This window comes from Massilia aquatica (assembly GCF_011682045.1).
Taxonomy (GTDB): domain Bacteria; phylum Pseudomonadota; class Gammaproteobacteria; order Burkholderiales; family Burkholderiaceae_D; genus Telluria_A; species Telluria_A aquatica.
This window is the reverse complement of record NZ_VVIW01000035.1, coordinates 25,087-51,087: the sequence shown is the minus strand read 5'-3', so window position 1 is coordinate 51,087 and position 26,001 is coordinate 25,087. Positions and strand designations below refer to the sequence as shown.

Here is a 26,001-nt window from a genome sequence, read left to right as displayed (position 1 = left end):
GATGCCGCAGAGGCTTTACAAGTACGCACTGGGCGCAGGATTACTAAGAAGGGCATCAGTACCCCGTGGTACCGCTCCGTGGCCAGCCAACGCGCGTGCTGCAAGCAAGACGGCGAGCGCCGCACGCGCATCAGACAGCGCGCGATGTGTAGGCGTGGGCGCGTCATCAATAATTTTAACGAGGGTAGAGAGCTTATGTGACCGCATGTCGGGCCACGCAGCACGTGCTATAGGCAACGTATCAATAACAGGGCATATAAAATTCATCCCATTCCGCTCGAAAGCTGGAACCAAGAATTTCGTATCGAACGTCGAGTTATGGAAGAACAGCGGCCGCTGCGCAACGAATGACGCGAAGCCAACAAGGGCGTCCCGCTCGCTTATGCCGTGCTCATCTACCATTGCTTGCGTAATGCCGGTCAGCTCGGCTATAAATGAAGGCACTCTGGAACGGACCCGGACCAAGCATGAGTACTCCGAAATTACAAGGCCAACCGGACTGACCAGCAGCGCCGCCAACTCCAAAATTTCGCAAGCATCAGCATCGAGACCTGTAGTCTCGATATCAGCCACGACGAAGTCGGAGTTGGTGGCCTCCCATACGTTTTCCAGGGCTTCTAGCCCCTCCGCTCGCCGGTCGACACGCGTAGACACTGCCGTTGAACGCGCCCTATTCTCGTTATCGATTGATATGCTGAATTCCAACTTCCGGCGGAGTACCTGCGTCAGTCCCGCCTCTATCTCCGCCGGAGACAGGCGCATTTTGCTGCCACGAATTACCTCAGCTCGGCAGAAGCGTCGAACCGCATCGCGCCTGAGCGTGTCAAATAGTGGCTCAAATGAGTGATGCACCGATGGTTCACCAAACTCAGCAATCAACCATTTCACATCTGTTTTCATCAGTGAAGGCACCTTCGCATACCCCATCCAAGCGTACTGGCATCGCATTCGGAGCAGTTCATCAAAGGGAACGTAGTTGGTCAAATCGGCAAAGAACGTCAGCCGTTCGCGACCAAATGACTCCAATAAATCGCATAGCACTGCGACCCCGTAGAGGGCATGCAATAGCTCCTGATACTCTTCCTTAGCTTTTCGTTTCTCTCGGATTAGAGCACGGAGCGCTACCGCAAGACGCTTGTGGCCATTCACGCCTTGACTGATTAGCGACCCAACACTTGGCAAGGCAGCGACTTGATGCGACATGAATGGATGTATCCAGTCGCCCCTAGTTTGGTCACGTTGCTTCGCGTACAAGGGACAAGGGTCACCCGAAAACCATGGCGAGAAATTCTCTTCTGCGGGTACGACAGGGGAAAATACGTAGGCATACTCGTCTGACTTACGGCTAAGCTGCTCTGCCGCCGCACCATACGCACCGTTCGATTCGCCAATCGACGTGCAGATTGAAATTGAGAGGCGCACCGGCTCGCCACCAAAGGCCGCCTCGACCGTAACAGTGGACCGCTGGCTGCAGTCTGGGGTAGCCGTACTCGGAGGACTATTATCCACTGGAGGTGGGCCCTCGCTACCAAGGAAAGCGCTCTTAATCCTGTTGAACAGACTCATTATGATTCCTCGATTTCGAGACACGCTTCGGGATGCTCGGTTGTCTAACGATGGCAGGTATGCATTTGTGCAGACGGCTCGAAAGCATAGGGACGTTGTAGCATTCGCAGCGCCTTCTCAGGGCTAGCCCCACTCTGTATACAGCATGCGCTCCACCTCCAGCATCGTTACGGCGTGGGTGTTAAGCATAGCTTCCAAGTCCAGTTGGTCGAGCAGCTCAACTTGATTTAGAGCGGCGTTTTCTGAAGCGTGCGCGTTGAAGAATTGGTTCGTAATACAGACTTTCTGGAATTGCACTTTAGGATGACGTCTCCTGTAAAACGCTTCCCCAGCCACTACCTCTTTCACAGCTTCCCAACCCAACCTGGTGCCATCAGTTCCACAGGTCTTTGCCTGGATTAGCTTGCCCTGCTCGCCTCGGAGGGCGACAACGTCAACTCCGTAGTCCTTCGTCGTTGGCGTCCTGTAGCAATCATTGCCAAGCCTCGTCCAGAGAACTCCCGCAAGACACTCGAAATGTTGGCCGCTCATACGCAATGCCACCGCCAAGCTCACGCGCTCATCAATATCTCCTGCGTCGGCGCCAAATATGACATCGGCCAACGTGAACTCGCCCGGCCCTATATCTCCCGAGCCATTAAGCATGTCCTCAGCCAGCTTCCTCTTGTAGGTTAGGAGCTGGTCCAGTTTCACATCGAACGTAGTGAAGTCCTGCGCGCTGACGACTGGGTAGTACACGTAGACCGGCTTCTCTTGCCCGATGCGGTAGGCTCTATCCGTCGCCTGGTCCTCCTTCGCTGGATTCCAGGTACGTGTGTAGTGAATCACGTGGTTAGCTTTTTGAATGTTGACCCCGAAGCCAACGGCGACGGGAGAGAGAATTATCACTCCAAAGCCGGGCCTGTCCTGGAATGCCTTGATGCGTTTTTGCCGGCTCTGGGTATGACTAGCTGAGGCGCTCGTGTCTCCGTTGATGATATCGGGACGGAGCCCGAACTCGACCTCGATGTAGTGCTGCAATAGCCTTTGAATCTCGCGGAACTCACAAAAGACGATGGCCTTCTCACTCTTGCTCTTGATGCCTTTTAGCGTCGTAAGTAGCCAGTCAAGCTTCGGAGCTTTGCCACGATAGTCTCCCACTGGCTCAGGCTTGAACACGCCGAGCCCATGGGGGCGCGGGTCCGTACACACGAGGCGGAGGTAGTGCAGGAGGCCAAGGTGATTCTTAAACGGGGACATGCTTGCCTCGTCATTCCGTTTCTTGAAGCTTTCCACAGCCTTGGCGTAGAGGTTTCTCTGCGTCGTGGATAGGGCGAGGGCTCTGCAGTCCTCCACGATGATTTTTGGCGGCAGATTCATCGCGACGACGGACTTCATCCGCCGAAGTACTTGCGGCGCAATCCTCGCGCGGAGCTCTGCGACGCGTTCCTTCTCTTCGTCAGTGTTCGCCTCAATCGGCTTTCGATAGCGTTTGCCAAAGTCGTTCAGCGCTCCCAGCAGACCAGGCTGAACAAAATCGAACAAACACCACAAATCTGCCAGAGTGTTCTCGACGGGCGTGCCCGTGCAAGCGATTTTAAAATCGACGTTCTGCTTCTTTGCCGCACGCGTGACCATAGCGGCCGGATTCTTTATTTTTTGTGCCTCGTCGCAGACCATGAGCGACCATTTTTGGGCAGCAAACGAAAATTCCAAGTCTCGCAAAGTCTCATAGGTCGTCAGCACAATTTTGGCAGAACCAACCCAGTTTGGAACCAAGAACTTGACCAACCTATCGTCTGTTTGCAGCCGCTGCTCAATCTGACTCCGCGGAACCTTGAGTCCATCTAATCCTGCCCCGTATGCGGTGAGTAGCGGTAGGGAACCAGGCGTGAAGAATTTCCCAGCCTCCTCTGCCCAGTTTTCAAGAAGCGAGACCGGTGCGACTACAAGCATCGGCGAGATTGACGGGTCACGCTCAAGCAATCCGGCCATCAACGCCAGAAGTTGAAAAGTCTTTCCCAGTCCCATATCGTCGGCTAGTATCGCGCCGCGTACTTGATATTCATTTTGAAGACTGTACAGGTGCTGCATCCAGGCCAACCCTTCAACTTGATGCGGCAGCAGCGACACCTCCGGGCGAATCGCCATAGGTATCATTGGAACGTGGGGTATCGCCTCCAACGCCTCACGGCGAAGTTCCTCGTACTCGACCTTTTGGATGTTCGCACGTAAGATTAATTGGGTCGGAGGTTCGCCCTGATGCCCCTTCGTTTTTCCGCCGCTCGGCGGAAGAGAAGAGCCGGACATCTCAATTTCCTTAAAGATGTCCTTAAATGTCTCAACGATAGCCGTTGCCTCTGCGACGGCAACCGCGTCAGGCAACCAAGACACTCGCACCGTATCTTTGCCTGCGTTGATGGCCGCCGCAGTCTCCCGCTCTAGCGATTCTATCGCCAGCTTTGTCGTCGGTACGGCGACAGGTTCGCCCCCATCCATGGGCCTGTACACGACCAAGGGAACGACATTGTCCGGGAACCAGCCATCGCCGGCAGTCTTCTTCGCAATGTATGCCGAGTGATACTGCTTTTCGACCCCAATTCCTTCAATGCGAGCAGAGTACCCACTAAGGTCATGAACCTGAGCGTACGATACTAGAGTCGAGGCACCCTGCCAACGCACAAGCGCGGTCTTCAGCTCGTCAAGATTGCGTTGTGAATCACCCTGAAGTTCTAATTCAAAGCCGCTCCATGCCAACAGTTGATGCCCTACTCGTAAAGCCTTTTCAGCGGTGTTAATGAATGCAGGAAGTGTCGTTTCGTCGAACCACTCAGTCTCGGACGAGGCAGGCCCGTTAACGTCAGCAGTCTCTATCAGAATGCCCACTCGCACGGGAAATCCGACACCGTCGTGTTCGACCACCGGCGAGAACCGTTCATAATTTAGACCAGCCGCCGCCCGCGCGTTTTCAAACTCAGTCTCATCAATGACATCAACGGCATCCGGCCCAAGCGCGGCGTACGGATTTAAAATAAACGCCTGCGCTCGCGCCCCCGCAACTCTTCGGTGCTCAAGGCGCTTTACCTCTTGCAAGACCGTTCGAACCTTTGGCTCAATCAGAACCTGCACGATGCCTTCGTCGGTGACAACATCGTAGCGGTCCCTCACCTCCTTACTGCTGTCGAACGTCTCCAACCATCTTGCTGGAGCACCCGAGAACGTCGGCATAATTTCGACAACGCGGTCGTCGGTCACAACGTCTGACTTCCGCATCTCCAGCATTAATTTCTCTGGAGTCAGCACAGTTGAGCGGATGAGAAAATCGTCGAGCGCTGCATCAGCCTGCAATGCAAGTTTTCGAATGCGGCCCCATGCCTGTCTATGAAAGATGTCGTTGCGTTGCTCGTCCGGTCGCCGGGAAAAAGCAACCACAGAAGTGAACAGGCACCATTGAGAAGGCAGCATAAGCCGTTCTTGCGAGCCGTCCCTCATAACCGGCCCCGTCAACTTCACCGGCATCGTTGAGCCGTTGGCGTTACGCCAGGAAGCCACCGCAATTGAGAAATCCAAATCTGCAAGTGACCCATTGCTTCGCAAGGCAATCCTAGCCGCAGTGAAGCTGGGCATTTCTAGAACCTGGGCCAAACCATCAAACGTAGATTGGCCGACGGCGTTGTAATACGATTCCCAGGTAACTGCAATCCCTTCGGGAAGTTCTGTGGCCAACCCTTCATCGAGAAGTTGCGAAGCGTAGCCGTTAAATTGCCCGCTGTCGACCCTGCGGGCTGAATCGTCGCGCTGTGCTGACACCAGGATACCTGTAGCGGTAAGCGTTCTGAAAATCTCGGGCAGTTTGTCTGCGAGTCCGTCTTTTTTCAAAAATTTGAACATCTATTTCCACCACCCTTTACTTGGCTTGTGACTAAATCCCCAGTGCGTCAGCACACGCGTCACGTCCTCATTTGCCCCATCAGTGCGTGCCCACAGACTCCCTCCGAGAGATGAGTTGTCGTCTATCTCAAATCCCATCTGCTTGCCAAACATCCTCAACGCATCAAGCGAATAAGGCCTGCTCGCCATTGCCAAACTCGGCTTCTTAATTTCGGTCGCAGGGACTGGTGATGCTGGCGCGCGGACTGGCTGTCGAGGTCGGGGAATTGCCTTCTGCGGCTCGATTCCGAAGTCTCGCAGCAAAATTGTTTCGAAGTTTTGTTCCCATTTCGACCAAGCACCTGCCCCGTCCTTGTGTGACTCCCAAAGCACACTGCGTGCCTTTTGCTTAAGCGAGTTCTGCGCATCGGTGGGCAGTCGAAGGATTTTCTTGGTATCGAAAGGCAATCCCTTTCGGACGTCGTACCCGTAGAGCGCATTACCCATCCCGCTGAACTCGACGACCACGAGGTCCCCCATCTTCATGATGAATGCATTGTTCGCGCCTGACGTATCGAGATGACATGTCAATCCTTGCATCTTCTTTCGAAGTGCCACGAAGTCCCGTTCGGTCGAATTTCGCGCGGTTGACCCAAGTGCGAACTCCATGTGGTCAATAGATTTCACGTACCGTTTCCAAAACTGCATACGACGTGGGTCCGCTGACCCATCCTCGGCCAGCTTGGTAAAGAACGTCTCAATAATCTCGGCTTTGAGCCAATCCGACACCATTGCACGAGCCTCAGGAGTCACCCCACCCCATCGTGTTTCGTTCGATGGAAGCCACGGATTCCCCCACCAATTTACGGTAAGCTCTTGCAATCGCGCATGCAGAGGCGCAGCCGGAACATTGACATAACGGTCTAGAAGCCGCACAAGACCAGGGTCACGAAGCACCTCGTTCTCAGCTAGAACGTTGAGCAGCCGTGGTAGCAGCCTAAGGTAATCCTTGTCGTCCATCTGGACAGCGCGCTTTACTTGGGCCATCACCAGACGTTTTAGGAACCAAGATGCTTTGCCTATGTGGAGGTGTTCGCAGAGCACGTCGACAACTGACGAGTCTCCCCAAAGCAGCGAATCCACGTACGGCGCGTAAGGCTCACTGGTGAATAGGAGCTTGTTTTCGACGGCGGTGCTCACCCAGTCTGGTGCGGCTCGCGTATCACCAATGCAGTCGTTCCGCTCAAGGAGGTACTCGCGAAGGAAGCGCCAATTGTTGTAGCGGCTCTCCTTTTCTTTTGTCTGTGCCGGAGCGTAGCTGAAGTAGCTTCGGACCAGTCCTTGGTAACACCGGCGGTATGCTGTTGGTTTTTTCGTCCAATCGTCCGCGCCGGCTAATACGCGCTCGAGCCTTGGACGATTATCTAGGACACAGTCCCCATCTGGACGATGAGGCAAACACAGGCCCCAGGACAAAAGATAAGCATCTCGAAAACTGGAAACCTCCTGGGTCTCCCAGAAGCGGCGCACTGCATCTAACTGGTGGTCCTCGGACATGCGAGGCCTTGTACCTGCCCTCGCGCGCGATTGTAGGTCCGCGATGACAGCGTCTATTTGATGAGTCGGAGTCATGGCATTGGCGCCCTCCTGTGTTCCGCGCACCAAGAGACTGGCCAAGTTGGCGAGGGCACTCATATGAGGGCGCACTCGCCGAAATTTCCGGGCAGCTGCGAAACTTCCTGCCTGCGTTCGTCGACCCCGAGGAATTCCAGGCGCATTTCAACGCGGCGACTTTCCTCGTCCTTGTCCTTCGCGGCATTGAATGAGTAGCCCCCTACCAGGAACAAGCTCCTCACCTGCTCCTTCTCCGAATCCGAGAGCAGAGTGCTACCCTTCAAAGCGAACATTGAACAGAGAACCCGCTGGCTCCGTTGCAAACTAAGGTTCAGGTTACTGAGGTATGTCCCCTTTTTGTCCGTGTAGCCCTCAACAACAAGTCGCTTCAACACCCTTTTTCCAAGCTCATCATTGGAAAGCTTTAAGATTTCAGGGACGAATCTGCGGAGCACTTCTTCCTGGCTCTTTTCAAGATTTGACCTTCCAAATGCGAAGAGCGCCCGTTGTCCAAAGTCGATAACCTGACGTTGGCGGTCTATCTTGATTCCGTCCTCTTCGTGTCGCTTGGCAGCTGCCTCAAATCGGTCCAGGATTATTTCGATTTCCTTTCGATGCTGCGCTTCCTTTTTTTCTCGTTCCGTGACGTTCTTTGTGACAGCTAGTAAAGCGACGCCCATCACAACCAAGAACAACACCATCAATGCTGTCATCAAGTCGGCGAACGAAATCCAAAATGGCTTTTCTGCCTCGTCCTTTCCGCCACGTTTCAGGTATATCCGGGGACCAGTCATGCGGATTTCCTAACGGGCGCCATTGTACCCATGGACGCCAGCGTGACCTCTAATTCGGAAACGGCGGACGAGAGCAATCCGACGGCCGAACTAAGCTTGGTGTGGAACTCATTGTTTGCCTTGTCCAATGTCCGCTTGACCTCGGTGGCGAAGGTCGTATGCGCATTGCCCAAGACCTCGCTAACGCCAGCTAAGTACTCGTCGGCTTGTTTCTGAGCAGTCCCAAGTTTCTGTGCAGAGCCCTCTATACGAGCGAGTATATCGCTGGTAAGGCTGGCCTCTCTTCGCGCGGACTCGACCGTGGTACGCAATTCGGTAACCAAGGTGGCCACGGCAGCACGCTGCGAGCTGTAGTCCCGGAGCAGCTCTTGAATTGCCGACGCGCCGCTTGTGAGGGCGCCCGAGGTCTCGGAAAATTTTGCAGACACCGTAGCAGCTTGCCCCATGACCCCAGAAACGCGGTCGCCTGCTGAAGCAAAATCTCGCGAGGCGGACCCCAGTTTTTCAGCACCTGCATACATTTTTTCGACCGACGTCGACGTCACTTGGGTGAGCGACGATACGCTCCTTGCTATTTCGCTGATGGCAGCGTTCAGCTCCATGACCACAGACTCGACCGATTCGGACATGGCACTAACAACTTGGCTGGAGCGGTCGGACATCGCCTGCTCTCGTACCTGGTTGCTGTCGAATACCTGCTTCTGCGAATCATTGAGCTTGCCCAGCATCGTCTCCACCTGCGAGCCCATCGTCTCCAGCGTCGACTGAAGTTTGTTGCTTGTCTCAGTCTGCGACGTCGACACAAGTTGTCGAATCTGGTCAATGAACTCACTTGAAGTTGCGTTTATGGACTCCTGGCGCGCTTCCATTTTCTCGATGGCGTCTGCCATCCGTTCGGCCATTGTGTCAGTTGACCGGCGACTCGAATCTTCTATATTCGAGACAAGTGTCTGCAGTGTCGTCACAGCGTCCTGCATGCTCCGTGCTGTCTGTTGATTGAGGTCGCTAAGGCCCGAAATCTGCCCACCGAAGAGGTCGTTAAGCCGCTGGCTAAAGCTGGACATGACGACCTGAAGCATTCGAGACGCATTTGAGCTTTGGTCACCACTGGCGGCCTTAACGGTCTCGGCGATATCCTTCATCGGCCCTTCCAAACTTTGCCTGATGCTGTCCGCAATGGTGCCGCCGAGAGCTTGGTTATCCTGCCTGGCAAGCTCCGCTTGCTCCTTCGCTGTACTATCCAAACGGCTGGCAAGCGCCTCCTGCTGCTCCTTCGCAGCGGCAATTTGCGAGGCCGTCAGCTCTCGAAGCAGCTGACTCATATCCTTAACCAGAGCGTCTTTCAGAATCTTCGCTTGACTGGCCGAATCTTCAGAAGCCTTCACTAGGCGCGATAGATATTCTTCGCCCGCACCCGATTCGAAGTGCGCATCGATTGCTCGGACAATATCCTCAGTTTGCTCATACAGTGCTGCCAGTAAGAGCTTTTCGAGAAGCGTAACTAGCATGGCAAAAAAAATTGCTGCGCCGGAAATTATAAAGGCCTCGCCAACTGTATGCATCAGGGACTCTAGGCCGGCGCGGACAATTGCAGCGTTCTCACTAACCTTGAATGCTTCCAATCCTTTGATGAGGCCGCTGAACGTTCCGATGATACCAATACCAGTAAAAATCCCCGGAAGATGTTTGAAGAACTCCGTTCTCAAACGCCCATCCACGACGGCATGCTCACTGAAGTACATTTCTGCGGGTACCGTAGAACGCGACTTTACGACCACCATCTGTCCATCGCGCTCTTCTTCTTGGTCATGCAAGGATTCGCGAAACTCGGTCCAAAGATGTGCCAGTCGATGGTCCATCGAGAACACTGCTGCAAACTGGGCGACGACGTCGACTTCAGTGAACTTGGCTACACGCTTCTTGATTTTTCGCAGCCGTGCCAAATGCAATATCCCTGGTATCAAGAAAACGCCAATAAAGGCGACAATTAGAATCGCGATAAAGGCGCCCGAAATAAGTACAGACGAGGGTGTATTTGCAACGATTTTTTGGATACTCACGATAAATCTCGGGACAATGTCCAATTTATACCGCCACGCTTCTGGCCATGCGCGATAGTGATTCTTAAAGGATGCCTACGTAAAGGCTCAGCGAAAATAGGCCGCTAAAATTTATATATTTATTTCATAAAAGATACTTTAATTTTCAAAAAGCATCGAATCGGAGGTATGATACCTTACAAAACCAAATGCTCATAGCCCAATGCTCAGAACGATACAAAGCGATAGATGATTTCTCTGCACGAAAATTTGTCTATGAATGTATTTTGGACTCAGTTTTCACACATTCTAATTTGCAACAAAAACCTGCTCGTTGTGGAAAGTGATTACAAGGTTTGTAATAGCGTTATCTCTCACCTGCAGTCGCGCCATTAACGGCCAAGGCTCGATTTCTCATGTCAATGAATCAACTACGTAGATAGTTGCGTGACTATGTAGCTGCGTCAAATGCTGCAAGGATGGCGTTTCTGATGGTAGCGCCGCAGTTAGCGGCGGGTCAATACCCAATCAGGAGCTGCCTGGTGGCCATGGGGGAAAGCGCCGACACCGCACTGGCCGCGGCTGGTCAAGTAAATACCAGGCAAGTGGCCACATCCGCATCAAGTGTCCCTCAGTTGTCTGCGTGCCCTGTCGCTGCGGCGAACAACCTGCCGCCGCAAGAAACGCGGCGTACGCTCAACCCGCCTCCGCGCAGGGACGCGCAGCGCACGCTCGACCTGCCCGAGCACGAGAACATGCGTGGCGCGGCCTACTACCAATCGAGCCAGATTCACTAAAACAAAGTAAACGGTATATACCGTTTATATCGATATCGTGGTGCGCCGCCAGCCGGCGGCGCATCGCGCATGAAAGGATGACCGATGCTGAACCACCCGACCTACGACAAACTGACCCGCCTGAAGCTGTTTGGCATGGCACGCGCCCTCGCTGAGCAAAGCGCGCTAGACCTGGACCACCTTGGTTTCGAAGAACTGCTTGGCCTGCTGGTCGAGCACGAAGTGAGCGAGCGCGATAGCAAGGCGCTGGCGTTGCGCCTGCAGCGTGCCAAGCTCAAACCCAACACGGCCGCCGAAGACACCGACTACCGCCATGCGCGCGGGCTCGACAAGGCGCTGTTTCAACGGCTGCTCGCCGGCCTGTGGCTCAAGGAAAAGCAGAACGTGCTGCTCACCGGCCCAACCGGCATGGGCAAGACCTGCTGGCCTGCGCGCTGGCGCACCAGGCTTGCCGCATGGGTCGCAGTGCTTATTACGTACGCCTGCCGCGCATGCTTGACGAGTTGGCCATTGGCCGCGCCGATGGCCGCTACATGAAGCTGCTCAAGCAACTGGCCAAAATAGACGTGCTCGTGATTGACGATTGGGGGCTCGCCGTGCTCGACGACGCGCACCGGCGCGACCTGCTGGAAGTGCTCGACGACCGTCACGGCAGCGGTTCGACCATCGTCACCAGCCAGCTTCCGATTGAACATTGGCACGCCGCCATCGGCGACACCACCCTGGCCGACGCCATCCTCGACCGCCTGGTCCACAACGCCCATCAGCTCAACTTGAAGGGAGATTCGCTGCGGAAAAAGCGGGCAAATTTGACAAGCTCGGCCAGTCCGGAGTAAAACCACACCTCCACCCCGCGCCGTCACGCCTAAGGTGTCCAGTTTGGCATGGAACAGGTGTCCAGTTTGCGCTGCAATGACTGTCCAGTTTACGGCGGAACAGGTGTCCAGTTTGCGTGGAATACGCACCGTGGCACAGTGAAGTCCCGATTGATGCAACAGAAGCGCCTGCACGGATGAACATTAAGCACCCGAACGGCCATCAAAAAGCTAGTTCAGGTCAACAACACGCTAGCGCTTGCGCTAGTACCTAGACTGCGGTTTGGAGAACAAACCACATGATGAACCACATTCTGCAAGCATCATCCGGGGAAATAATACCGCTCTCGTTCTTTCCACGCACCCAGGCAGAGGCAATTTCACAAATACAGGAGGGATTCCCTCGTCCCGTAGCCCTTTGTTCACGCTTCAACTTCACGTCGACGTCGGAATACTCCATGGACGGGTATCCTTGGCGGCTTGTATTGGCCGAATACAGTCTCGTGTTCTACAGCGACGAGACTTATGGGTCGACTAAACTACGCGCCCTCGTAGGACAACTCGATTTACTGCAAGCAAAGCACGACGATGTACACCAGTGGTTGAAGATGGCTCTGAGGAATATCGACCGTTGCGCCCTCGTCCTTTCCACCAACAAATTGGACGACGGTAGTGACTGTCTACTTCTAACCCACCAAAAAACATCAACGACATTTGTCGAGCTGTTCATCGACACGTCGGATTCACTCGAATTTGCTCTGCTGCCCTTTCGAACTCTTAAAACTGGAGGACTGTCGACGGAAATTACAGTTCCGAATCTTAAGTTTGCGCTTGACTCGGTACCTTCCAGCCTCCGTCTCTTAGGTTTTGATGTGCAGGTGGTCGAGCGATAGAAGTTCGATACAGTTCAACCCGTCTCGGACTGTCATCACCCCATAGGCACTCCAACTTACTGTACGGTCGGCTGCCTGGGTCTCTGCCAACTTTTTCAGAAGACTTTTATGCGCGCGCGGTAACTCGGCTCGGTCCACTCCAGATAGGTCGAATAACACCACAGCAGTAGCACCAACTGTAATTTTTTTTCCGTTGGTTTCCAAGGCCGTCGCAGTTGCTTCGACGGTACTCGGCGATTTCGCTGTGCTCCTTTGCAAAAACGCTGAGTTAATTGTTAAATTTTGAGCCGAAATCATTACATTCCCGTTTGTGGCCTGGAAAATGCGGGGCGCCTGGCCGGCGCGGACGTAGTTTGCCCGCCAAAACGCTGTCGAGTAGTTCAGTTTCTGCTCGAAAAGTTGTAGTGGGTACTTTTCGAGGTACGAATTCAAAAATGCTTTCTCCTTCGCTCCCGTCAATCCTTGTTCTTTCGCCTTCGCAAACGCAGCACTAACTAAATGAGCTTTTGCTTCAATGAAGGAAGCGAGAAGACTCGACGTGAAACGCGAAACGCCATATTTCTTTCCAGCATTCATTCTCCTCCGCTTGATTTCCGCTTCAGATAAGGGCGTGGCAGGCCCGCCCTTAGGGCCAGATACGACACTTCGCGTTGGCGGCTTTACGACCAACACTTCAGGAACCTCGTGCTCGCGTTTTACCACCTTTGCACCAATGCCGCCCCCTTCGACCGGCGCCACAACCAACAACACTTCACCATTGCAGTCGCCAATATGGCTCCGTCCTCTTGCGACTGCGAAATGAGGAGCCTTGGCTACACTGGTTTCGTTATAGATGGCCTTTGCAATGTAGGGAACCTCACAGAATGCGCATCTGAAGCTTTGATACTCAGTCCCCTCTCGCTTAAATTCATCAAGGCACTGGAAAGAAGTAACCTCGACATCGCATTCATTTAATGCAATATATGGCATAGAACTCCGAATAAATTAGTATATTCTGAAAAGTGGGCGCAATGGTCGCAGCAACATCGCTGTTATTTACGGACTCGCAGGCCTAAAACGAGAATCCTTTTTTCTTAACTAGAGCGTCAATCAATACTCGTTGCTGTTCCATATCGAGCTTGAGATTAACCATATCTTTCTCTCTAGCCACGTGAACATCGTCGCGAATTAACTTCAGAACTTCCATTTGTTGCACCGTTGAACTTTTCAACGCGTTCGAAATAGCTTCCAAACATTTAACCGTCATAGCATTTTCGTTCGCAAATGTCGCCATTGACTCGGCCACGGACTGTGCTAACGCGTCTTGCTTTGAGACTAGCTCCGAACGTAGCAAGCCAATTGCCGAGTTCACATTTTCTTGCCCAGACTTTAGAAATGCGATTTCAGCTGAAAGTTTATTGAATACAGTATCGTTGGCGGCCCGAAAACCGTCTGAAATATTTTCAACCTCGACTAGCGCTTTTCGAAAATCCTTGAGGTCATCTCTACTGCCAGCAATTTCAGTCACAAGAATCTCAATAGAACGCCCTACGTCCGAGCTCTCAATACGCTCAATGACGCCAGGAATTAGATTCTTCAGCTCCTCAACTTTGAGAGCGACGGCATTGACGCGCTGTTCGACAGCTGCTGCACTTCCATATATGACGCTTAGCGCACCTGGCACCTTCGCAATATGAGCGGCAGCGTGCGAAATCGAATTAGTTAACTCACCTAATCTAGTCGTGTAACTCTGTTGCTGAGCTAATGTTTTTTTGATTTCCTCAAGCTGCTCCGCCGCGTCAATAAGCACCTGCAATTCTTCTTCCACTGCTCTTACTCCTAAATTTATACTTGTCGCTCTGGAATTTCTTGATTGGCCACAATTAGCATCTCATTTACTATGCTCATCCGTGAAGCCATGCTTTTTCCGGCATGTGACAACGCAAAACGCGCTCCAAAGTGCTTGTAGCTCCAGGCACCGTAGACGGCCTTTAAGAAATGGGCCAAACCCTCATCAAAGTCAGTGCAGCAGTCAAGTGCCTCCTCTGCCGCACCTGCCGCGTCGTCGGCCGAATCTTGCTCCAATACGACTTTTAACGCAGCCTGAAATTCCTCTTTGGAGCGGTCCCGCTCAACGGCAGTCGGGTTGCGACGACTTACAGCACTTAAGAACAGTAGCCCTGCATTCGTAGGGTAGCTTTCGAGGACACGAACAGCAGCGCCATGAAGTTCATCTACTTCAGCCGGAGCCTCGACAGCACGAGCGATTTTACTCCACGCCTTAGGGTGTGGCGCAATCTTTGCAAGCTCCTCTAAGTCGTTGGTGAACTTGTCGCTCGCTTGAAGATAAAAAAGAAGCTGCTTTCTGGCCTCCGCGATATCCATACTGCCTGCTCTGGCCAGCCCCAGCATTGTTCTCGTAGATGTCCGACGTCGACGTTCAATTTGCGAATAGAGGTACTGAATAATGGCCTTGATTCCAAAAACTTCTACCTCTTCGAAGGTGGTAGAGGAAGACAATTCCTGCACCAGGGGTCCGACTCGGCGCGTCTCATATCGCCGCACATACGCTTCGAAACTCCGCAGAAAATACTCCCTATATGACTCCAGGTTTTTTCTCGAATCAATCCAGTGGGGAGAAACAGATAGCTCAAAGGTCTTCGCGTTAAAATCTTTGGTGTAGTCCAAGACAATGCCAAGGTGAATTAGCCGCACTAATGAGTACTCAAGTGGCCCTTGCGCGTTCCACGTTGTAGATGTCTTGTTCGCATCGTACTTTAAAACTACAGATTCCCCTTTATCAAAAATGGACTTAATCGAATTTAAAGCGGCGCTCGCGCACGAAACCTCTTCAGCGACACCGGTGAATCGGTTAGCATGAAAGAAGAACGTTGTGAGGAAATCCCCAACTGGCATGCCCCGCGGGAGCGACTGATGCAATTTTCGGGCCTCTGAAATATCAGTCTCCGGAGACAGAATCGTATCTGTTATTTCCGCCCGCTCATCTGAAAAAAGCATGACGGCAGTGGCTGGCTCCCTGTCTCGGGCCGCACGCCCGACCTCTTGGTAATATGCCTCTGGAGACTGGGGGGATAAATAATGGATGACCTTTCGAATGGATGGCTTATCAATTCCCATTCCAAACGCAGACGTGGCCACCAGTATTTGAAAAAAATCTCCGCGCGGGTTGATGAAGTCGCGCTGAGACTGTGATTTCTGCTTATCCCACTCCGCTGACGTCACGGCCTCACTAATAGCCTTAGGGCGCTCTCCTGAGAAATACCTGACTTGTCGTCCAATTTCTACTGATACAGTATTTGCTAGTTTCGTGGCGATATCAAAGACACCGAGTGCCCCATTTACGTGCTGGGTGAATACGAGTAGTCCAGCATTTGTATTCGCATGCGCCGAGAGGAACCCTGTTACTTCACCTGCAAGAGTTCGAGACTTTTCGGACGCAGCAATTTTCCTGAATTGCAGTTCTAACTCAGGTCGGTCAAGCCGGTTTGCTCGAACGATAGCTGCGGAATCCAAAATCCCGAGTTCGCGCCGCACATCGTCAAGCACGATACTCGAAGCAGTACCAGTCAATGCTACTACCGGTGCGGCGCTACCCAGCCGGGTGGTTCTATCTCGCACAATACGGCTGAGACTAAGGTACGCGGGCCGAAAATCGTGTCCCCACTCACTAACGCAGTGGCATTCATCAACAACAACTTGCGTAATTGCACCAAAGTTTGCTTGATAGGTTTGCAAGAGGCTTCTAAAATTCTCCATCAAGAAGCGCTCGGGTGCGACTTGGAGCATCCGCATCTTGCCTGCTGCAAAACGGCTTTCCTGGCGCGTTCGCTCCGAAGTATTAAGCGCGCTGGAGATGAAGCCACAACCGTCAATCCCATCAATCTTCAGGCGTTCAAACTGGTCTTGCAACAGTGACTTCAACGGCGCTACGTACAGAGTCGCGCCTGGCAAGAGTAATGATGCCAGCTGATAGGTGAGGCTTTTTCCGCCCCCCGTGGGAAGCAATCCGACGGCGTCGTTGCCCATCAGGATTCTACTTAGGATTTCATACTGGCCTTCACGAAGCTCGCTTTTTCGAAAGAAATCTTGGGCGAACAACTGAAGTACTTCCCTTTCCGGAGACTGGGATAGATATTCCCTATTTGTAAACTTAAGGCTTGGCTCGTCTACATATTTATTAGCCGGTCTTGAAACCGCTCTGGCACCGTGCTCAGCGGCTCCCTCGAAATAGGGATTGGTACAAGAGACGGCTATTGATATGTTGATGTCTTCGCTGCCCCTATCTGCAATCACAATATCGGGGAGGTCGGGGAGCCCGTACATTCCACGCAATCGACCAAACCAGTCAAAAAAGTCCCCTATTGCCAATTCAGCAACATCCGTATCGTCTTCTTCGATGTGAAGAGTCCACGGTAACGCAGACGGGAGAACTCCTCGCTGTAAAGCGATAAGCAACATGAACTGAATTCGTGCGACCGCAGTTGCGCCCCAAACGGCAGTCATCACCTCGCGCTCTCTCGGCTCTGCAATCGACAGATTTACGCCCCACTCGCCCCCTTTGACCGAACCCAAAATACGCCACAGCTTATCGCGCAATCGCGGCACATCGTCCATTTCAGTGACCTGCACCCGCCAGATTTGCCATCCGCATTTTTTAAGAGCGGAGTCTCTTGCTTTGTCCAGGTGTTGTTGAGCGTCGCGTTCATAGTGTTGGCGGCCATCGACCTCTATCACTAGCCTGAGTCCGCGCCCAGTATCCAGGGAAAAATCGGTGCGTTGTCGCGAGAAAATCGCTCCATCAACACCGAGGTCCTTGAGCTCCGCCTGAAACTGCAGGTAGTCCAGCAGTGGAAATCCTAGCGTTGGTACGAGAACGAGGTCATAGAAGTGCCGTTCCGCAGGGCTACCGACTTCTCCACTCTGTAGCGCGGCGGTCGCCCACAGAAGCTCAGCGGCATCCTGGTCCACTTCGCTGCCGAGTCGGCCAGAGGTTAGCGCCAACTTGAAGAGGTCCATGCGAATTTGTTTAGGTTCAAATCCAAGCCGCCCTGCTGCGGCCGGGTACGACGTGAACTCGCCTAACGTCGCACGTTCCATTCGACTCGCGATTTCTTGTTCTACCATCCAGCTGCAGGGTGTCCAAGCACCCCGTTGCAGAAGACCCAAACCCAACTCGATGACCGTTAACTCAGTGCCCGTAGGAGGCGAATGGTCTGCACAAGGGTCCGAGCAGAAATCCCACGCATGAGCAGACGAAAACTCTCGAAGGTGTCGAAAGCGCGCGCTATCTTCGATGGACAGCCGCGGGTCAAGCGCACCACGCCAAAATACTTGCGACTGAAAGAAGCAAGGTAACGCGGACAACCGTCCAATTGATAACGCCAAATCCAGCTCCTCGTCTCGCATTTTTTACCCGACTGCGCGCTATCACTTTGGGATTAGCTGCCTGCTCAAATATCTTTGTCGGGTGTCACAATTTAGTGCTGCGCTCTCAAGCCGGTCTTTCCGAACCAGCGTCGGCGCGATGAATAATACCTTACGTAGAGAGTGATGTGGACCGTGCGGCTGCATAGCCGGCATGTCCGCGGCGCCAGTGCGGGGACACTTCGTCAAGGACACCATGGCCAGGTAGGGACAGCGGTCCTAGCAGGATTCTGTCATATAGCCTGTCTACATGACGCTGCAGTTTGGCAGCCTTCTTCGGACCGAGCCGCTTGAGTTGCTGCATGGCGTTAGAAAACGGTTGCTGCTTTTCAGTGCGCACCTGCTCCAAGTTCCAGTAAAGGAAAACTTTCGTGCACAGTTGTGCGAGGACGCGATGATGGAGCCGTACCCAGGTTGGATGTTCGTCACAAGTACGCTCGATGACATCGACCAAGGATTCCTTGTCATCTCCAATTATCATTTCGATGGTACTGACCGAGAAAGTCGGCTGACCGCCCACTCCCAGATTGCCACCAGCGCGACGGTCCGCTGTTCTTCACGCACCGACTCGAAAACATAAACGCCCTCATCCGGAGGTGTTGAAAATCCTCCGACTGCGCTAACAATACGGCGTGCTGCATATCGTCGCCAAACCGGATGTAGCACGCAGGCACGGGCGGACGCAGCAAGCCGACCGGAATATCGTCGCCCAAATCAGAACGGTCCAGGAGCTGCTGGAGGGGCGCCGTCAGTTCAACCAATGCGTGTGGTCGACGCCAGAACATCAGCGGCGCAGCCGCGAAGACACCGGACATATCCAGTTCTTCTTCTGACGGGCCCGCAATGATGCCTTTTAGCCCTACCGAATCATTTCGCATCCCCTCTTTGATTACATCAACGCATTTATCGAAATTGTTACGCGCATTCGTAAGAATGCGGTCCGCAACGGAAGAATTATCCGACGCTCCTTCCTTCCACGAACTCCATCGTTGCCATGAAGGTAAAAGCCCAACATTGCGTGCGGTTACGGGATGAGGAAGTGTAGTCGCGCTGATGCAATCATTCAATGCGGCCAGGAATTGAAGCGAGTGTAGAGGCGCTTTCAATGTCTTCTGCACGGCGGCGACTGTTCGCATTGACAGCGCCGGCTGGGCGCTCGAGAGCGGCTTTGTTTTCCGCGCTAAACCCCGCTGCGGCAAGTTCACATTCATTTTCAAGACTCACTCACCTCGTCGTCGAACGGCAACCGCCGCGCCGGTTGATGAAACTATCTCGATGGCCCCTATTCCCGACGAGGCATACAAATCCTCATCAGGTCGCCCAATTTTCCATGAGCAAGCGCGACCGAATACCCGGGTCCTTGGAGGCCACGCGAACTGAGCTTTGGTCGTGTAAAGCCTTGCGAATTAGACTAACTCGTTCGTCAAGCGACTGAGGCGTCTCTGCTATCAATTCACATGCGATTAGTTCGGTGGCACGGTAGGAGAGCAACACGGGCAGACTCTCCGGTGAGTAGTCGCCAATGAATTCGGAATGGTCCTCCAGGTCGAGCCAAAGCCATACTTCATCCTGCTTGGCTTCCCTAGCGAGACTGTCAAATTGCGGCCGCAAGTCCCGGCATTTTATGCACCATTTTTCAGCGCCGACCAGGATAAAAAGTAGCGCATGGGCCGTGCGAAGCCGTTCGGCAAGCAGGCTGGCATCATCCCATGGGTCCAGCTGGCTAGTCATCGCAACCCCTCATCATCAAGCAAAGTCTGTATCTGGTTCATGGTGGCGAGTTGTCGCAATACTGGTGCGCGAACCGAAACTCTATTGTGTGGATAACGAAGCTGCAGATACTGGGCTGCTATATTGCGTTGGGCCTGCGGGGCCGTTCTTAAGACCGTCAGCGCATTCGCAGGAGTCAACGCCAGGCCAAGTAGATAACGCTGCCCATCGACCAAACTCGCCGTGGAGAACCGTCGGATTGCTTCAACATCAGGACGGGCAAGGCCAAGGTCGGCGTCCATTGGCACTTCGCGGATTGCCTCTGCCTCAATGTCCAGAGCCGGTTCTGGCAAGCTCAAACCTGCCGTTGATATATCTACGCCGGTGACAGTCTGCCATACCCATCCGGCATACAGAGCCTCACTTTGGATGCTCATCTGCTTGATGACGTAGGGCAGATGAGCCGAATCGCCATGATACGCAATAAACCGTAAGTTCAAACGGCTCGGCAGCATATCGAGCACTGCGGTGCAATCCTGTCCAACCGGATAACGCGCGGCCAGATGCTGTACCCAGCGAGTCAACCTTCGCAACGCTTGTTTGCGATACCAGCCCGTGGAAGCGTTAAGCACTGCGGCCTGAGCGGTCACACACTCGCTCAAGGCCTCGTACGCCTGTACGCCATTGTCGCTGGTCGCACTTGCCCCCAGGTAGCGGCTAGTGCCAAGGGCGATAGCCGCTTCGGCACGCACTGTCAGCACTGGGTCCAACAACCGCTCGTGTAAGGTGGAGAAGGCCCAATCCTCGCTCGGCAAAAGCGCCGCGACCCGGCACGCGGCGGCGCGCACGTGTTCGTCCGAACTGTTGAGGAGTGGGTCCAGTGGCTGCCCGATGGCGTCAAAGGCATCAGCACCTATCAGGGCGACCGAGCGCAACGCCGCTACCTGCATGACGGCATCGCTCCTGGCACCAGTCCATTCTTCAATAACGGAGTGTGCTCGCGTGAGCGGAATCCAAGCGAGGGCGCTGATAACACCGCGTAAGAGCTCATCGGGGCGTGCGCGGATTTGCGCTAGCAGGGCTTCACCCTGGCTAGCATCAGCCAGACCAAAAGCAGTATGGGCGGCAACGAAGGCCTCGGCCGGCTTTTTCCAACGCTCCAAGGCGGCCAGACATAGCGGCCAGCCAGCCGCCCCTGCAACTGCCAATCCCTCAAGATGTGCGGCGAGCGATTGACTGAACCTCGCCAAGCCCGACAAGTCCAAGCGTGGCGACTCGGCCGAACCATCGTGCTGCGCCCAGTAGAAGGCCGCATCTTCGACGTGACGGCGAACGAGTGGTCCGATTATGGTGGGTCTACTATGCGTCGTCATAGAGGGAATTTAATCAAGATATGGCTCAATAAGACTGCGCCAGTTAGTGCCATCGAAGCTTTGCACATATTCGGCGCCGGCGATAACAAGCAGGCCGTCATAAACATCCATATGCCCGTTCATGTGCACTTGCTCGTTTCCGTGCATAACCGGCTCCAACGTCTTACCCCTCAGCTGCCGGAATTGATAGTCTGACGCCAACCAGAGCTTATCCTGGAACCACAATACGTCATTCCACAGAATACTGGAGCCCCCTTGGTATATGGGCTTCCAAGTAGACTTTCCGCCAACCCACAGACTCCCGCCCTCGCCGGAGATATACACATTGCCGTCACCCGCGCAGGTTACGGTGCCGAGCTGCACATTGCTCGGAAAACCCATTTGCTGCCAACGGCTACCGTTGAAATGCCAGACATCACCATGTCCGCCCACTGCGTACATATCCGATTCAGAAAAAGCATCCATGTCGTTGAAACCAAGCGCACTAGACGGAGCGACCTCAGGGAAGCCGTCGTTGAGGGGCGTCCATTTTCCAACCTCAACTCGTTTATATATAGTGCGCGCGGCGCCTACCGAATAGGTGTACCCATTTATACATTTAAGCCGCTGGGTCCCCGGCCATTTGCCTGGAGCGATATGCTCCATCGGCCCACTCCCGCCTCCGCGTGGCCATACATCCCCGTCCTTATTGAACGCCGCAACTAAACCACTTGGACGTGGAAACGGGTTCCTAGAGACGCCAACAACCGGATATCCCATTCCGGACAATTTCGTGAATCCACAATTGTCGCCTGCGGGTCGGTCCGTAAACAGAGTTATCAGCCGAGTCGGTATATCCGGGTCCAATAGGTGAGAGGCTTCTTCATATGTCATTCGCTTTCTAGCGCAAAGCTGAATCTTATTTCGTTCTTGAATCGCAACGTCCACAATCTCAAACTCAGAAAAAGCTTCAATCCACCGCTTCTTCTCTAAGAACACGTCCATAAAGGGTTCCTTTTAATTAATCAACTGGACCATCGTCCTCAGGCGGCAGCGTCTGTTTAGCGCTGGAATCAACCATTTTTGTCCGAATAGAGCCGCAGGTTTCTTTATAATAAGCGTCTAACTGTGCCCGTATGCAATCTTTGTCGCAGTTCGAAAGAGGGAATGCCTCACTGTGAGATTGTGCTGCGGCAGCTAGAGCATCATCTAAGGTCATACTGCCATCAGAGGCGACTTTGCGTGCTCTCGCCAGGTTAAAATGTTCCTTCGCGAGCGCCCTATGAACGCGCTGATGACTACCGAAGAACTGGCTTGTCCCTTCTACGCAAACCGTTGGTGCCAAGCCATGAGTGTACCCCTTACACTTTCCGTCGAGGGACTCCTTAGGCACCAAATGATGACCTGTCTGGCCCGGGCAGCAGCCCCCTTTATTTGCGTGCTCCATGCTATTCGGCAATAGAGGTTCTCCGTTGGACCGAGTATGGGGGACCAAATTGCATTTCCTGGCGCGAGTACAGTCATTCAATGTTGCCAGCACTTCTTGGGCGTCGACGGCTATCCTGTGCGCGACTTTTGGGTCCAACTTATCCAAGGTTTTTGCATGCGTCTGCAGTTCTTTCAACGTCGTTTTTAAAATATCCAGTTCCTGTAATGCCTTTGTGGCAACGCGCTTAATCTCCTTAACATCACCTATCGCCACTACCGCGTCGTATAGTGACCAAATTGCCATGGCAATGTTGCCGGCGACTGGGACAGAGCTACCGGCGGCTTGTTTTATACCGGCTTTCAACGCTAACTTACCGGCAGCTTTTCCCGCAGCGTTGGTAACCATCGACTGGAGTTCGGATTTGACTGCGTCAAGCACAGCTAATTCATCTGGCAGGGTCTTAAAGACTTCATTCATATCCTCCGCATACTTCTTGGCCGTTTCCGCGCTGGCGAGTGGCACTGTAAGTCCGTCGCAATGGTCATCAGTCCAATGCCAGTCGTTAACGCGTTGTCCACCGCCTTTCGTCGTGCTGCGCTTTGATTTCAGCAGTTTGTGGAGCTTGCTTTTGGCGTTTCTTTCCTTTTTAGCTTTAGACTCATCTTTTTCAGGTCCGCATTCCCGGATTATTCTTGCTTCCTCCTTATTGCATGGCGACGGAAATATGCTGCGAGCAATGTACGGGAACAGCGGCGTATTCCCTGGAACCGAGCCGTGATTGTGGCTGACCATGTCGTTGTGTCGGGGTACGCCGAAGCCTTCAAAGACGACATCAAACGACCACTGCGCGAAGTACGCCTTGCCCGTGATAATGCCGGTCGCTACGCCTTTGCCAAACGCGTTGGTCGCGGCTTCGTTGCCCGTACTGGTCGCAAAGAAAGATTGGTCTTCAATGGCGACTTCTTTACCACTAATAAATACGGTGCTGGTACCGTTGCTAATGCTGTCGGCAAAACAGGTATTCGGATAAGGTATGACAATAGGCCCTGCGCCGGGGCCCGGTGGACTCCAGCAAGGGTCAGGGAAAGCTTGAGGAGATACTCCGTCGTTGCCCGCCGCCTTGCACGCGATTTCCTGATTGTTTGCGTAAACATGTGTTTGCATGGATTTTCCTGTCTATCCGGTGACCTGCGAGTGCGAGCTGTAGCGCACAATCAATGCAGTGCGCTGACCATTATCGCCGGCAAAATGCAACAGCCCCGCGCTCCCCGGATTGGTTGGGTGCGCCATCAGGCCAGCCAGCCAGGCTAACGTTAGCAGAGGGCTAGCCGCACCGGTTTCGCCGACACTGCGCGCGACCATAAGGTGGGGGAACTCGGGCTTCTTGCGTTCCATACAGCGTGCGAGCGCCAAGCCGACCTCTTTGGCATACCAGCTTTCTCCGGTCATACCACTAGCGTGAAAATCGAGCGAAGCAATCTCGCAGTTTGCAGCTTGTCCTGCACCCCGTATTGCTGCGGTCAATCCTTCAGCACGTAAAGGGGTGTCCGAATCGAGCCTCCAGGCTTCTTGTGCGGTGGCAACGCCTTCAATCCATAGCGCCGGGGTGGCCGCAGTCGACCTGGTGAGCAAGACTGCTCCTGCCCCTTCGGCCGGGATGAAGCCGTCAGCGTTTGCGTCGGTAGCAATCCGTTCCTCGGCAAGAAAGCTCTCTACGGCGCCGGCATCCAACAACGAGTCGACGGCCGCCAATAACACATATTCCGGTCCGTCTTTGCTGGCCAATAGTTGAGACGCTTGTGCCAATGCCTTTCCAATACCTGCTTTTCCGTAGTCGCAAAACTGGGTAAGTGCGTGAAATTCCTTTCCGTGTTGCCGCGCATCGTCAAGTATGGCGGCTAAGGCATCGGCCAAGCAGCTGCTCGGCCTGCCGGGTCGTTGCGGTTCTGCGCCTATAGCAAGAATCGCAATCTGCGCTGTGTCGACAGAAATGTGCTCTATCAGTGCTTCGTCAACTACCGATTGCAGCATGTAGCTGAGCCGTTCTGCGCCCCACATATCGACTTCAAACAGGGCCCCGCCTATTATTCGCGCACTGCCGCGGGAGACGAATTGTGTCTCCCGGAAGTGGTTGAGCCGCGCGTTAATGGCAGCACTAGCCGCAAGAGCTGTGAACCCAACTGAGCAACACATGGCACGAGACACAACCCGAAGCGGCATCCAGCCTCGAAGGCCTTCTTTGCCGCGGCCAGTCGAGGATAGTGGCCAGAGTTTCATAACGACACCTCGTCTTCAGCATTCTCATCGCCGCACCCAGCACAGCCCGACACATCGCGCCCCAAGGATTTGTCGTTCCACCAAGCTGCATTTACCGGTCCAATCGCCAAGGTATCGAACTCTTGCAACCGCCGCCGGATGGGCACGCTCACGCGCCAGACAACTGAGAAGCGATTTTCGTCCGGTTCAAAATATAGGGTGTCAGCCACCGGGCTAAGAATTTCATTGCTGTAGTCGGTACGCAGCATGCGTACCGTTTGCTGGTTGAGCTGCGGTAGTGCGAATCGCACGTCAGGACGGCCACGCATCATATTGCGCAACACAACCTGCTCACCCCCTTGCGGATAATCCATTTGCTGACCGTCGGGAGCGCATTGATTATGGCGTTCGTCATAGTCGGCCGGCAGGAGCGGAAACACGTTCTTTCTCCAAGCATCGTCATAGGTTCCCGCATAGTCCTTGCGAGGCGCCCAATGACGGCCGATGGCAGAAAAGGCGGCAGCAATATGAGCCCCTTTCGGGCTTCGGATAGCGTCATCCATTGCCTCTAAACTAGGGGCGGGTTCGTCATGCAGCTGCGAACGTGTGCGCGGTCCTGCCCAGCCGACCCCGGCAGGATTTTCCAAAAACGTTTCGTACAAAATTTCACCCGGATTTTTCTCGTACTGCCGCGTGCCGCCAAAAGCGAAACCGTAGTGGAGCGGTTGGCTGGTGAACAGCGCCGGCTTAGACAGCGTCATCAAACCCAAAGTGTTACGCCAGGTCCGAGGCCCAATCACGCGCAGCCCCTTGCGCAGCGGGCCTACTTGCCACGCGACTAGCATTTCGGTCACTGGAAGTCCCTCGGGTGCATGTGCGCTAGCGTTGAACAGAACGTCGCAGCGGGGTTTAAAGCGCGCAAAATCGGCGCCGTAGAGCATTGCACTTTCGCCAGGCTCACCGGCATACACGTCGGATTGGACAAGCGGCTGCGGTGGAAGCGGGCGCGGCCGTTGGCCAGGCAGCGGAATGGACCATGTACTCTTGGCGGCAATCACCAAGTGCTCGCGGCCCGCCACATCCAATGCGATAGCAATGTCCGCCGTTACGTATTTGGAGTCGATGACGATTTTCATTAGTGGCTTGACCCCGACATCGTCAGCAAAGTTCTTTGGAAATTGACCGAACCGCCCAAAATAAGCTCAGTTTCGCTTGTGTAACTGGTGATATAGGTGTCGCGCAGTTGGATGCGCCCGTCAGCGCTCATGATGAGGGCTGCATTGCCGCAACGCAGCTCAATCTCGGCGCCGCCTCCAATCACCGGCGCACCTGTCGAGTCGTCGCTCAGCTCCGGTCCATCGTCGCGCGGGAATGAAAGTCCTAGGAGGCGGGCCCCCTGCCGCGCCTCAATCAGTAGATTTAGGTCGTCTACGACGTTGAGATTTGTCATGCGTATTGCCCAA

At 53.9% G+C, this 26,001-nt stretch carries 19 protein-coding genes and 1 pseudogene; 3 read left to right on the top strand and 17 right to left on the bottom strand.

The genetic code is table 11. The annotated features are described in order from the left end of the window. Nucleotides 1-15 precede the first annotated feature (15 nt). The 5 genes from F1609_RS34935 to zorA all read right to left on the bottom strand — a co-directional run bounded on the left by F1609_RS34935 (nucleotide 16) and on the right by zorA (nucleotide 9,883). Nucleotides 16-1,203, bottom strand: a complete 1,188-nt coding sequence (locus tag F1609_RS34935; protein ID WP_229422164.1) for a 3'-5' exonuclease — start codon at nucleotides 1,201-1,203, stop codon at nucleotides 16-18. A gap of 486 nt (nucleotides 1,204-1,689) precedes the next feature. Then, the gene (locus tag F1609_RS31470) at nucleotides 1,690-5,436 is read right to left on the bottom strand and encodes an SNF2-related protein (protein ID WP_167081443.1); all 3,747 of its coding nucleotides are present in this window, start codon (nucleotides 5,434-5,436) and stop codon (nucleotides 1,690-1,692) included. Next, the gene (locus F1609_RS31465) at nucleotides 5,437-7,047 is read right to left on the bottom strand and encodes an EH signature domain-containing protein (RefSeq protein WP_267876826.1); all 1,611 of its coding nucleotides are present in this window, start codon (nucleotides 7,045-7,047) and stop codon (nucleotides 5,437-5,439) included. It lies immediately after the preceding gene. A 59-nt stretch (nucleotides 7,048-7,106) separates the two neighbouring features. Continuing rightward, entirely contained in the window at nucleotides 7,107-7,823 is a 717-nt protein-coding gene (locus F1609_RS31460; protein ID WP_167081439.1) for an OmpA/MotB family protein, read from the bottom strand. After that, complete coding sequence (gene zorA, locus F1609_RS31455) at nucleotides 7,820-9,883, bottom strand: anti-phage ZorAB system protein ZorA (protein ID WP_167081437.1); 2,064 nt, start codon at nucleotides 9,881-9,883, stop codon at nucleotides 7,820-7,822. Before zorA ends, F1609_RS31460 begins: the two co-directional genes overlap by 4 nt. A gap of 614 nt (nucleotides 9,884-10,497) precedes the next feature. Between zorA and F1609_RS31450 the strand changes: the two genes are divergently transcribed. The 3 genes and pseudogenes from F1609_RS31450 (at nucleotide 10,498) to F1609_RS31440 (ending at nucleotide 12,367) form a co-directional block, all read left to right on the top strand. Next, nucleotides 10,498-10,659: a hypothetical protein gene (locus tag F1609_RS31450; RefSeq protein WP_167081435.1), complete on the top strand. Its 162-nt coding sequence runs from the start codon at nucleotides 10,498-10,500 to the stop codon at nucleotides 10,657-10,659. Between the two features lie 84 nt (nucleotides 10,660-10,743). Then, nucleotides 10,744-11,495: pseudogene (istB, locus tag F1609_RS31445) on the top strand (IS21-like element helper ATPase IstB). Between the two features lie 278 nt (nucleotides 11,496-11,773). Continuing rightward, nucleotides 11,774-12,367, top strand: a complete 594-nt coding sequence (locus F1609_RS31440) for a hypothetical protein (RefSeq protein ID WP_167081433.1) — start codon at nucleotides 11,774-11,776, stop codon at nucleotides 12,365-12,367. Here the strand turns inward: F1609_RS31440 and F1609_RS31435 are convergent. The 12 genes from F1609_RS31435 to F1609_RS31385 form a co-directional block, all read right to left on the bottom strand. Beyond that, on the bottom strand, nucleotides 12,335-13,336 hold the full coding sequence (locus tag F1609_RS31435; protein WP_167081431.1) for a hypothetical protein: 1,002 nt from the start codon (nucleotides 13,334-13,336) through the stop codon (nucleotides 12,335-12,337). The two genes, F1609_RS31440 and F1609_RS31435, sit on opposite strands and share 33 nt — an antisense overlap. A gap of 82 nt (nucleotides 13,337-13,418) precedes the next feature. Beyond that, entirely contained in the window at nucleotides 13,419-14,174 is a 756-nt protein-coding gene (locus F1609_RS31430; RefSeq protein WP_167081429.1) for a hypothetical protein, read from the bottom strand. Between the two features lie 17 nt (nucleotides 14,175-14,191). Then, on the bottom strand, nucleotides 14,192-17,464 hold the full coding sequence (locus F1609_RS31425) for a RecQ family ATP-dependent DNA helicase (RefSeq protein ID WP_167081427.1): 3,273 nt from the start codon (nucleotides 17,462-17,464) through the stop codon (nucleotides 14,192-14,194). A gap of 439 nt (nucleotides 17,465-17,903) precedes the next feature. Next, nucleotides 17,904-18,272, bottom strand: a complete 369-nt coding sequence (locus F1609_RS35575; RefSeq protein ID WP_502572667.1) for an AcrVA2 family anti-CRISPR protein — start codon at nucleotides 18,270-18,272, stop codon at nucleotides 17,904-17,906. Beyond that, nucleotides 18,256-19,008, bottom strand: coding sequence for a hypothetical protein (locus F1609_RS31420; RefSeq protein ID WP_167081425.1), 753 nt, complete (start codon nucleotides 19,006-19,008; stop codon nucleotides 18,256-18,258). Before F1609_RS31420 ends, F1609_RS35575 begins: the two co-directional genes overlap by 17 nt. A 94-nt stretch (nucleotides 19,009-19,102) precedes the next feature. After that, entirely contained in the window at nucleotides 19,103-19,522 is a 420-nt protein-coding gene (locus F1609_RS31415; protein ID WP_167081423.1) for a thioredoxin family protein, read from the bottom strand. After that, nucleotides 19,519-20,751: a hypothetical protein gene (locus tag F1609_RS31410; RefSeq protein WP_167081421.1), complete on the bottom strand. Its 1,233-nt coding sequence runs from the start codon at nucleotides 20,749-20,751 to the stop codon at nucleotides 19,519-19,521. The genes F1609_RS31415 and F1609_RS31410 overlap by 4 nt, the downstream gene beginning before the upstream one ends. Before the next feature lie 132 nt (nucleotides 20,752-20,883). Continuing rightward, complete coding sequence (locus tag F1609_RS31405) at nucleotides 20,884-21,858, bottom strand: beta propeller repeat protein (RefSeq protein WP_167081419.1); 975 nt, start codon at nucleotides 21,856-21,858, stop codon at nucleotides 20,884-20,886. Between the two features lie 16 nt (nucleotides 21,859-21,874). Beyond that, nucleotides 21,875-23,446, bottom strand: a complete 1,572-nt coding sequence (locus F1609_RS31400) for a PAAR-like domain-containing protein (protein WP_167081417.1) — start codon at nucleotides 23,444-23,446, stop codon at nucleotides 21,875-21,877. A gap of 12 nt (nucleotides 23,447-23,458) precedes the next feature. Beyond that, on the bottom strand, nucleotides 23,459-24,340 hold the full coding sequence (locus F1609_RS31395) for a hypothetical protein (RefSeq protein ID WP_167081415.1): 882 nt from the start codon (nucleotides 24,338-24,340) through the stop codon (nucleotides 23,459-23,461). 215 nt (nucleotides 24,341-24,555) lie between these two features. Further along, nucleotides 24,556-25,674, bottom strand: a complete 1,119-nt coding sequence (locus F1609_RS31390; RefSeq protein ID WP_167081413.1) for a DUF2169 family type VI secretion system accessory protein — start codon at nucleotides 25,672-25,674, stop codon at nucleotides 24,556-24,558. Further along, nucleotides 25,674-25,988, bottom strand: coding sequence for a hypothetical protein (locus F1609_RS31385; protein WP_167081377.1), 315 nt, complete (start codon nucleotides 25,986-25,988; stop codon nucleotides 25,674-25,676). The genes F1609_RS31390 and F1609_RS31385 overlap by 1 nt, the downstream gene beginning before the upstream one ends. Between the last annotated feature and the right edge of the window lie 13 nt (nucleotides 25,989-26,001).

Excerpts from the sequence above, each read along its gene's own strand:
- F1609_RS31460 (WP_167081439.1), bottom strand. The coding sequence starts at position 7,823 with ATGACTGGTCCCCGGATATACCTGAAACGTGGCGGAAAGGACGAGGCA.
- F1609_RS34935 (WP_229422164.1), bottom strand. The coding sequence starts at position 1,203 with ATGTCGCATCAAGTCGCTGCCTTGCCAAGTGTTGGGTCGCTAATCAGT.
- F1609_RS31470 (WP_167081443.1), bottom strand. The coding sequence starts at position 5,436 with ATGTTCAAATTTTTGAAAAAAGACGGACTCGCAGACAAACTGCCCGAG.
- F1609_RS31400 (WP_167081417.1), bottom strand. The coding sequence starts at position 23,446 with ATGCAAACACATGTTTACGCAAACAATCAGGAAATCGCGTGCAAGGCG.
- F1609_RS31440 (WP_167081433.1), top strand. The coding sequence starts at position 11,774 with ATGATGAACCACATTCTGCAAGCATCATCCGGGGAAATAATACCGCTC.
- F1609_RS31425 (WP_167081427.1), bottom strand. The coding sequence starts at position 17,464 with ATGGAACGTGCGACGTTAGGCGAGTTCACGTCGTACCCGGCCGCAGCA.
- F1609_RS31395 (WP_167081415.1), bottom strand. The coding sequence starts at position 24,340 with ATGTGGGGCGCAGAACGGCTCAGCTACATGCTGCAATCGGTAGTTGAC.
- F1609_RS31385 (WP_167081377.1), bottom strand. The coding sequence starts at position 25,988 with ATGACAAATCTCAACGTCGTAGACGACCTAAATCTACTGATTGAGGCG.
- F1609_RS31435 (WP_167081431.1), bottom strand. The coding sequence starts at position 13,336 with ATGCCATATATTGCATTAAATGAATGCGATGTCGAGGTTACTTCTTTC.
- F1609_RS31415 (WP_167081423.1), bottom strand. The coding sequence starts at position 19,522 with ATGACTAGCCAGCTGGACCCATGGGATGATGCCAGCCTGCTTGCCGAA.
- F1609_RS31405 (WP_167081419.1), bottom strand. The coding sequence starts at position 21,858 with ATGGACGTGTTCTTAGAGAAGAAGCGGTGGATTGAAGCTTTTTCTGAG.
- F1609_RS31390 (WP_167081413.1), bottom strand. The coding sequence starts at position 25,674 with ATGAAAATCGTCATCGACTCCAAATACGTAACGGCGGACATTGCTATC.
- F1609_RS31465 (WP_267876826.1), bottom strand. The coding sequence starts at position 7,047 with ATGACTCCGACTCATCAAATAGACGCTGTCATCGCGGACCTACAATCG.
- F1609_RS35575 (WP_502572667.1), bottom strand. The coding sequence starts at position 18,272 with ATGATAATTGGAGATGACAAGGAATCCTTGGTCGATGTCATCGAGCGT.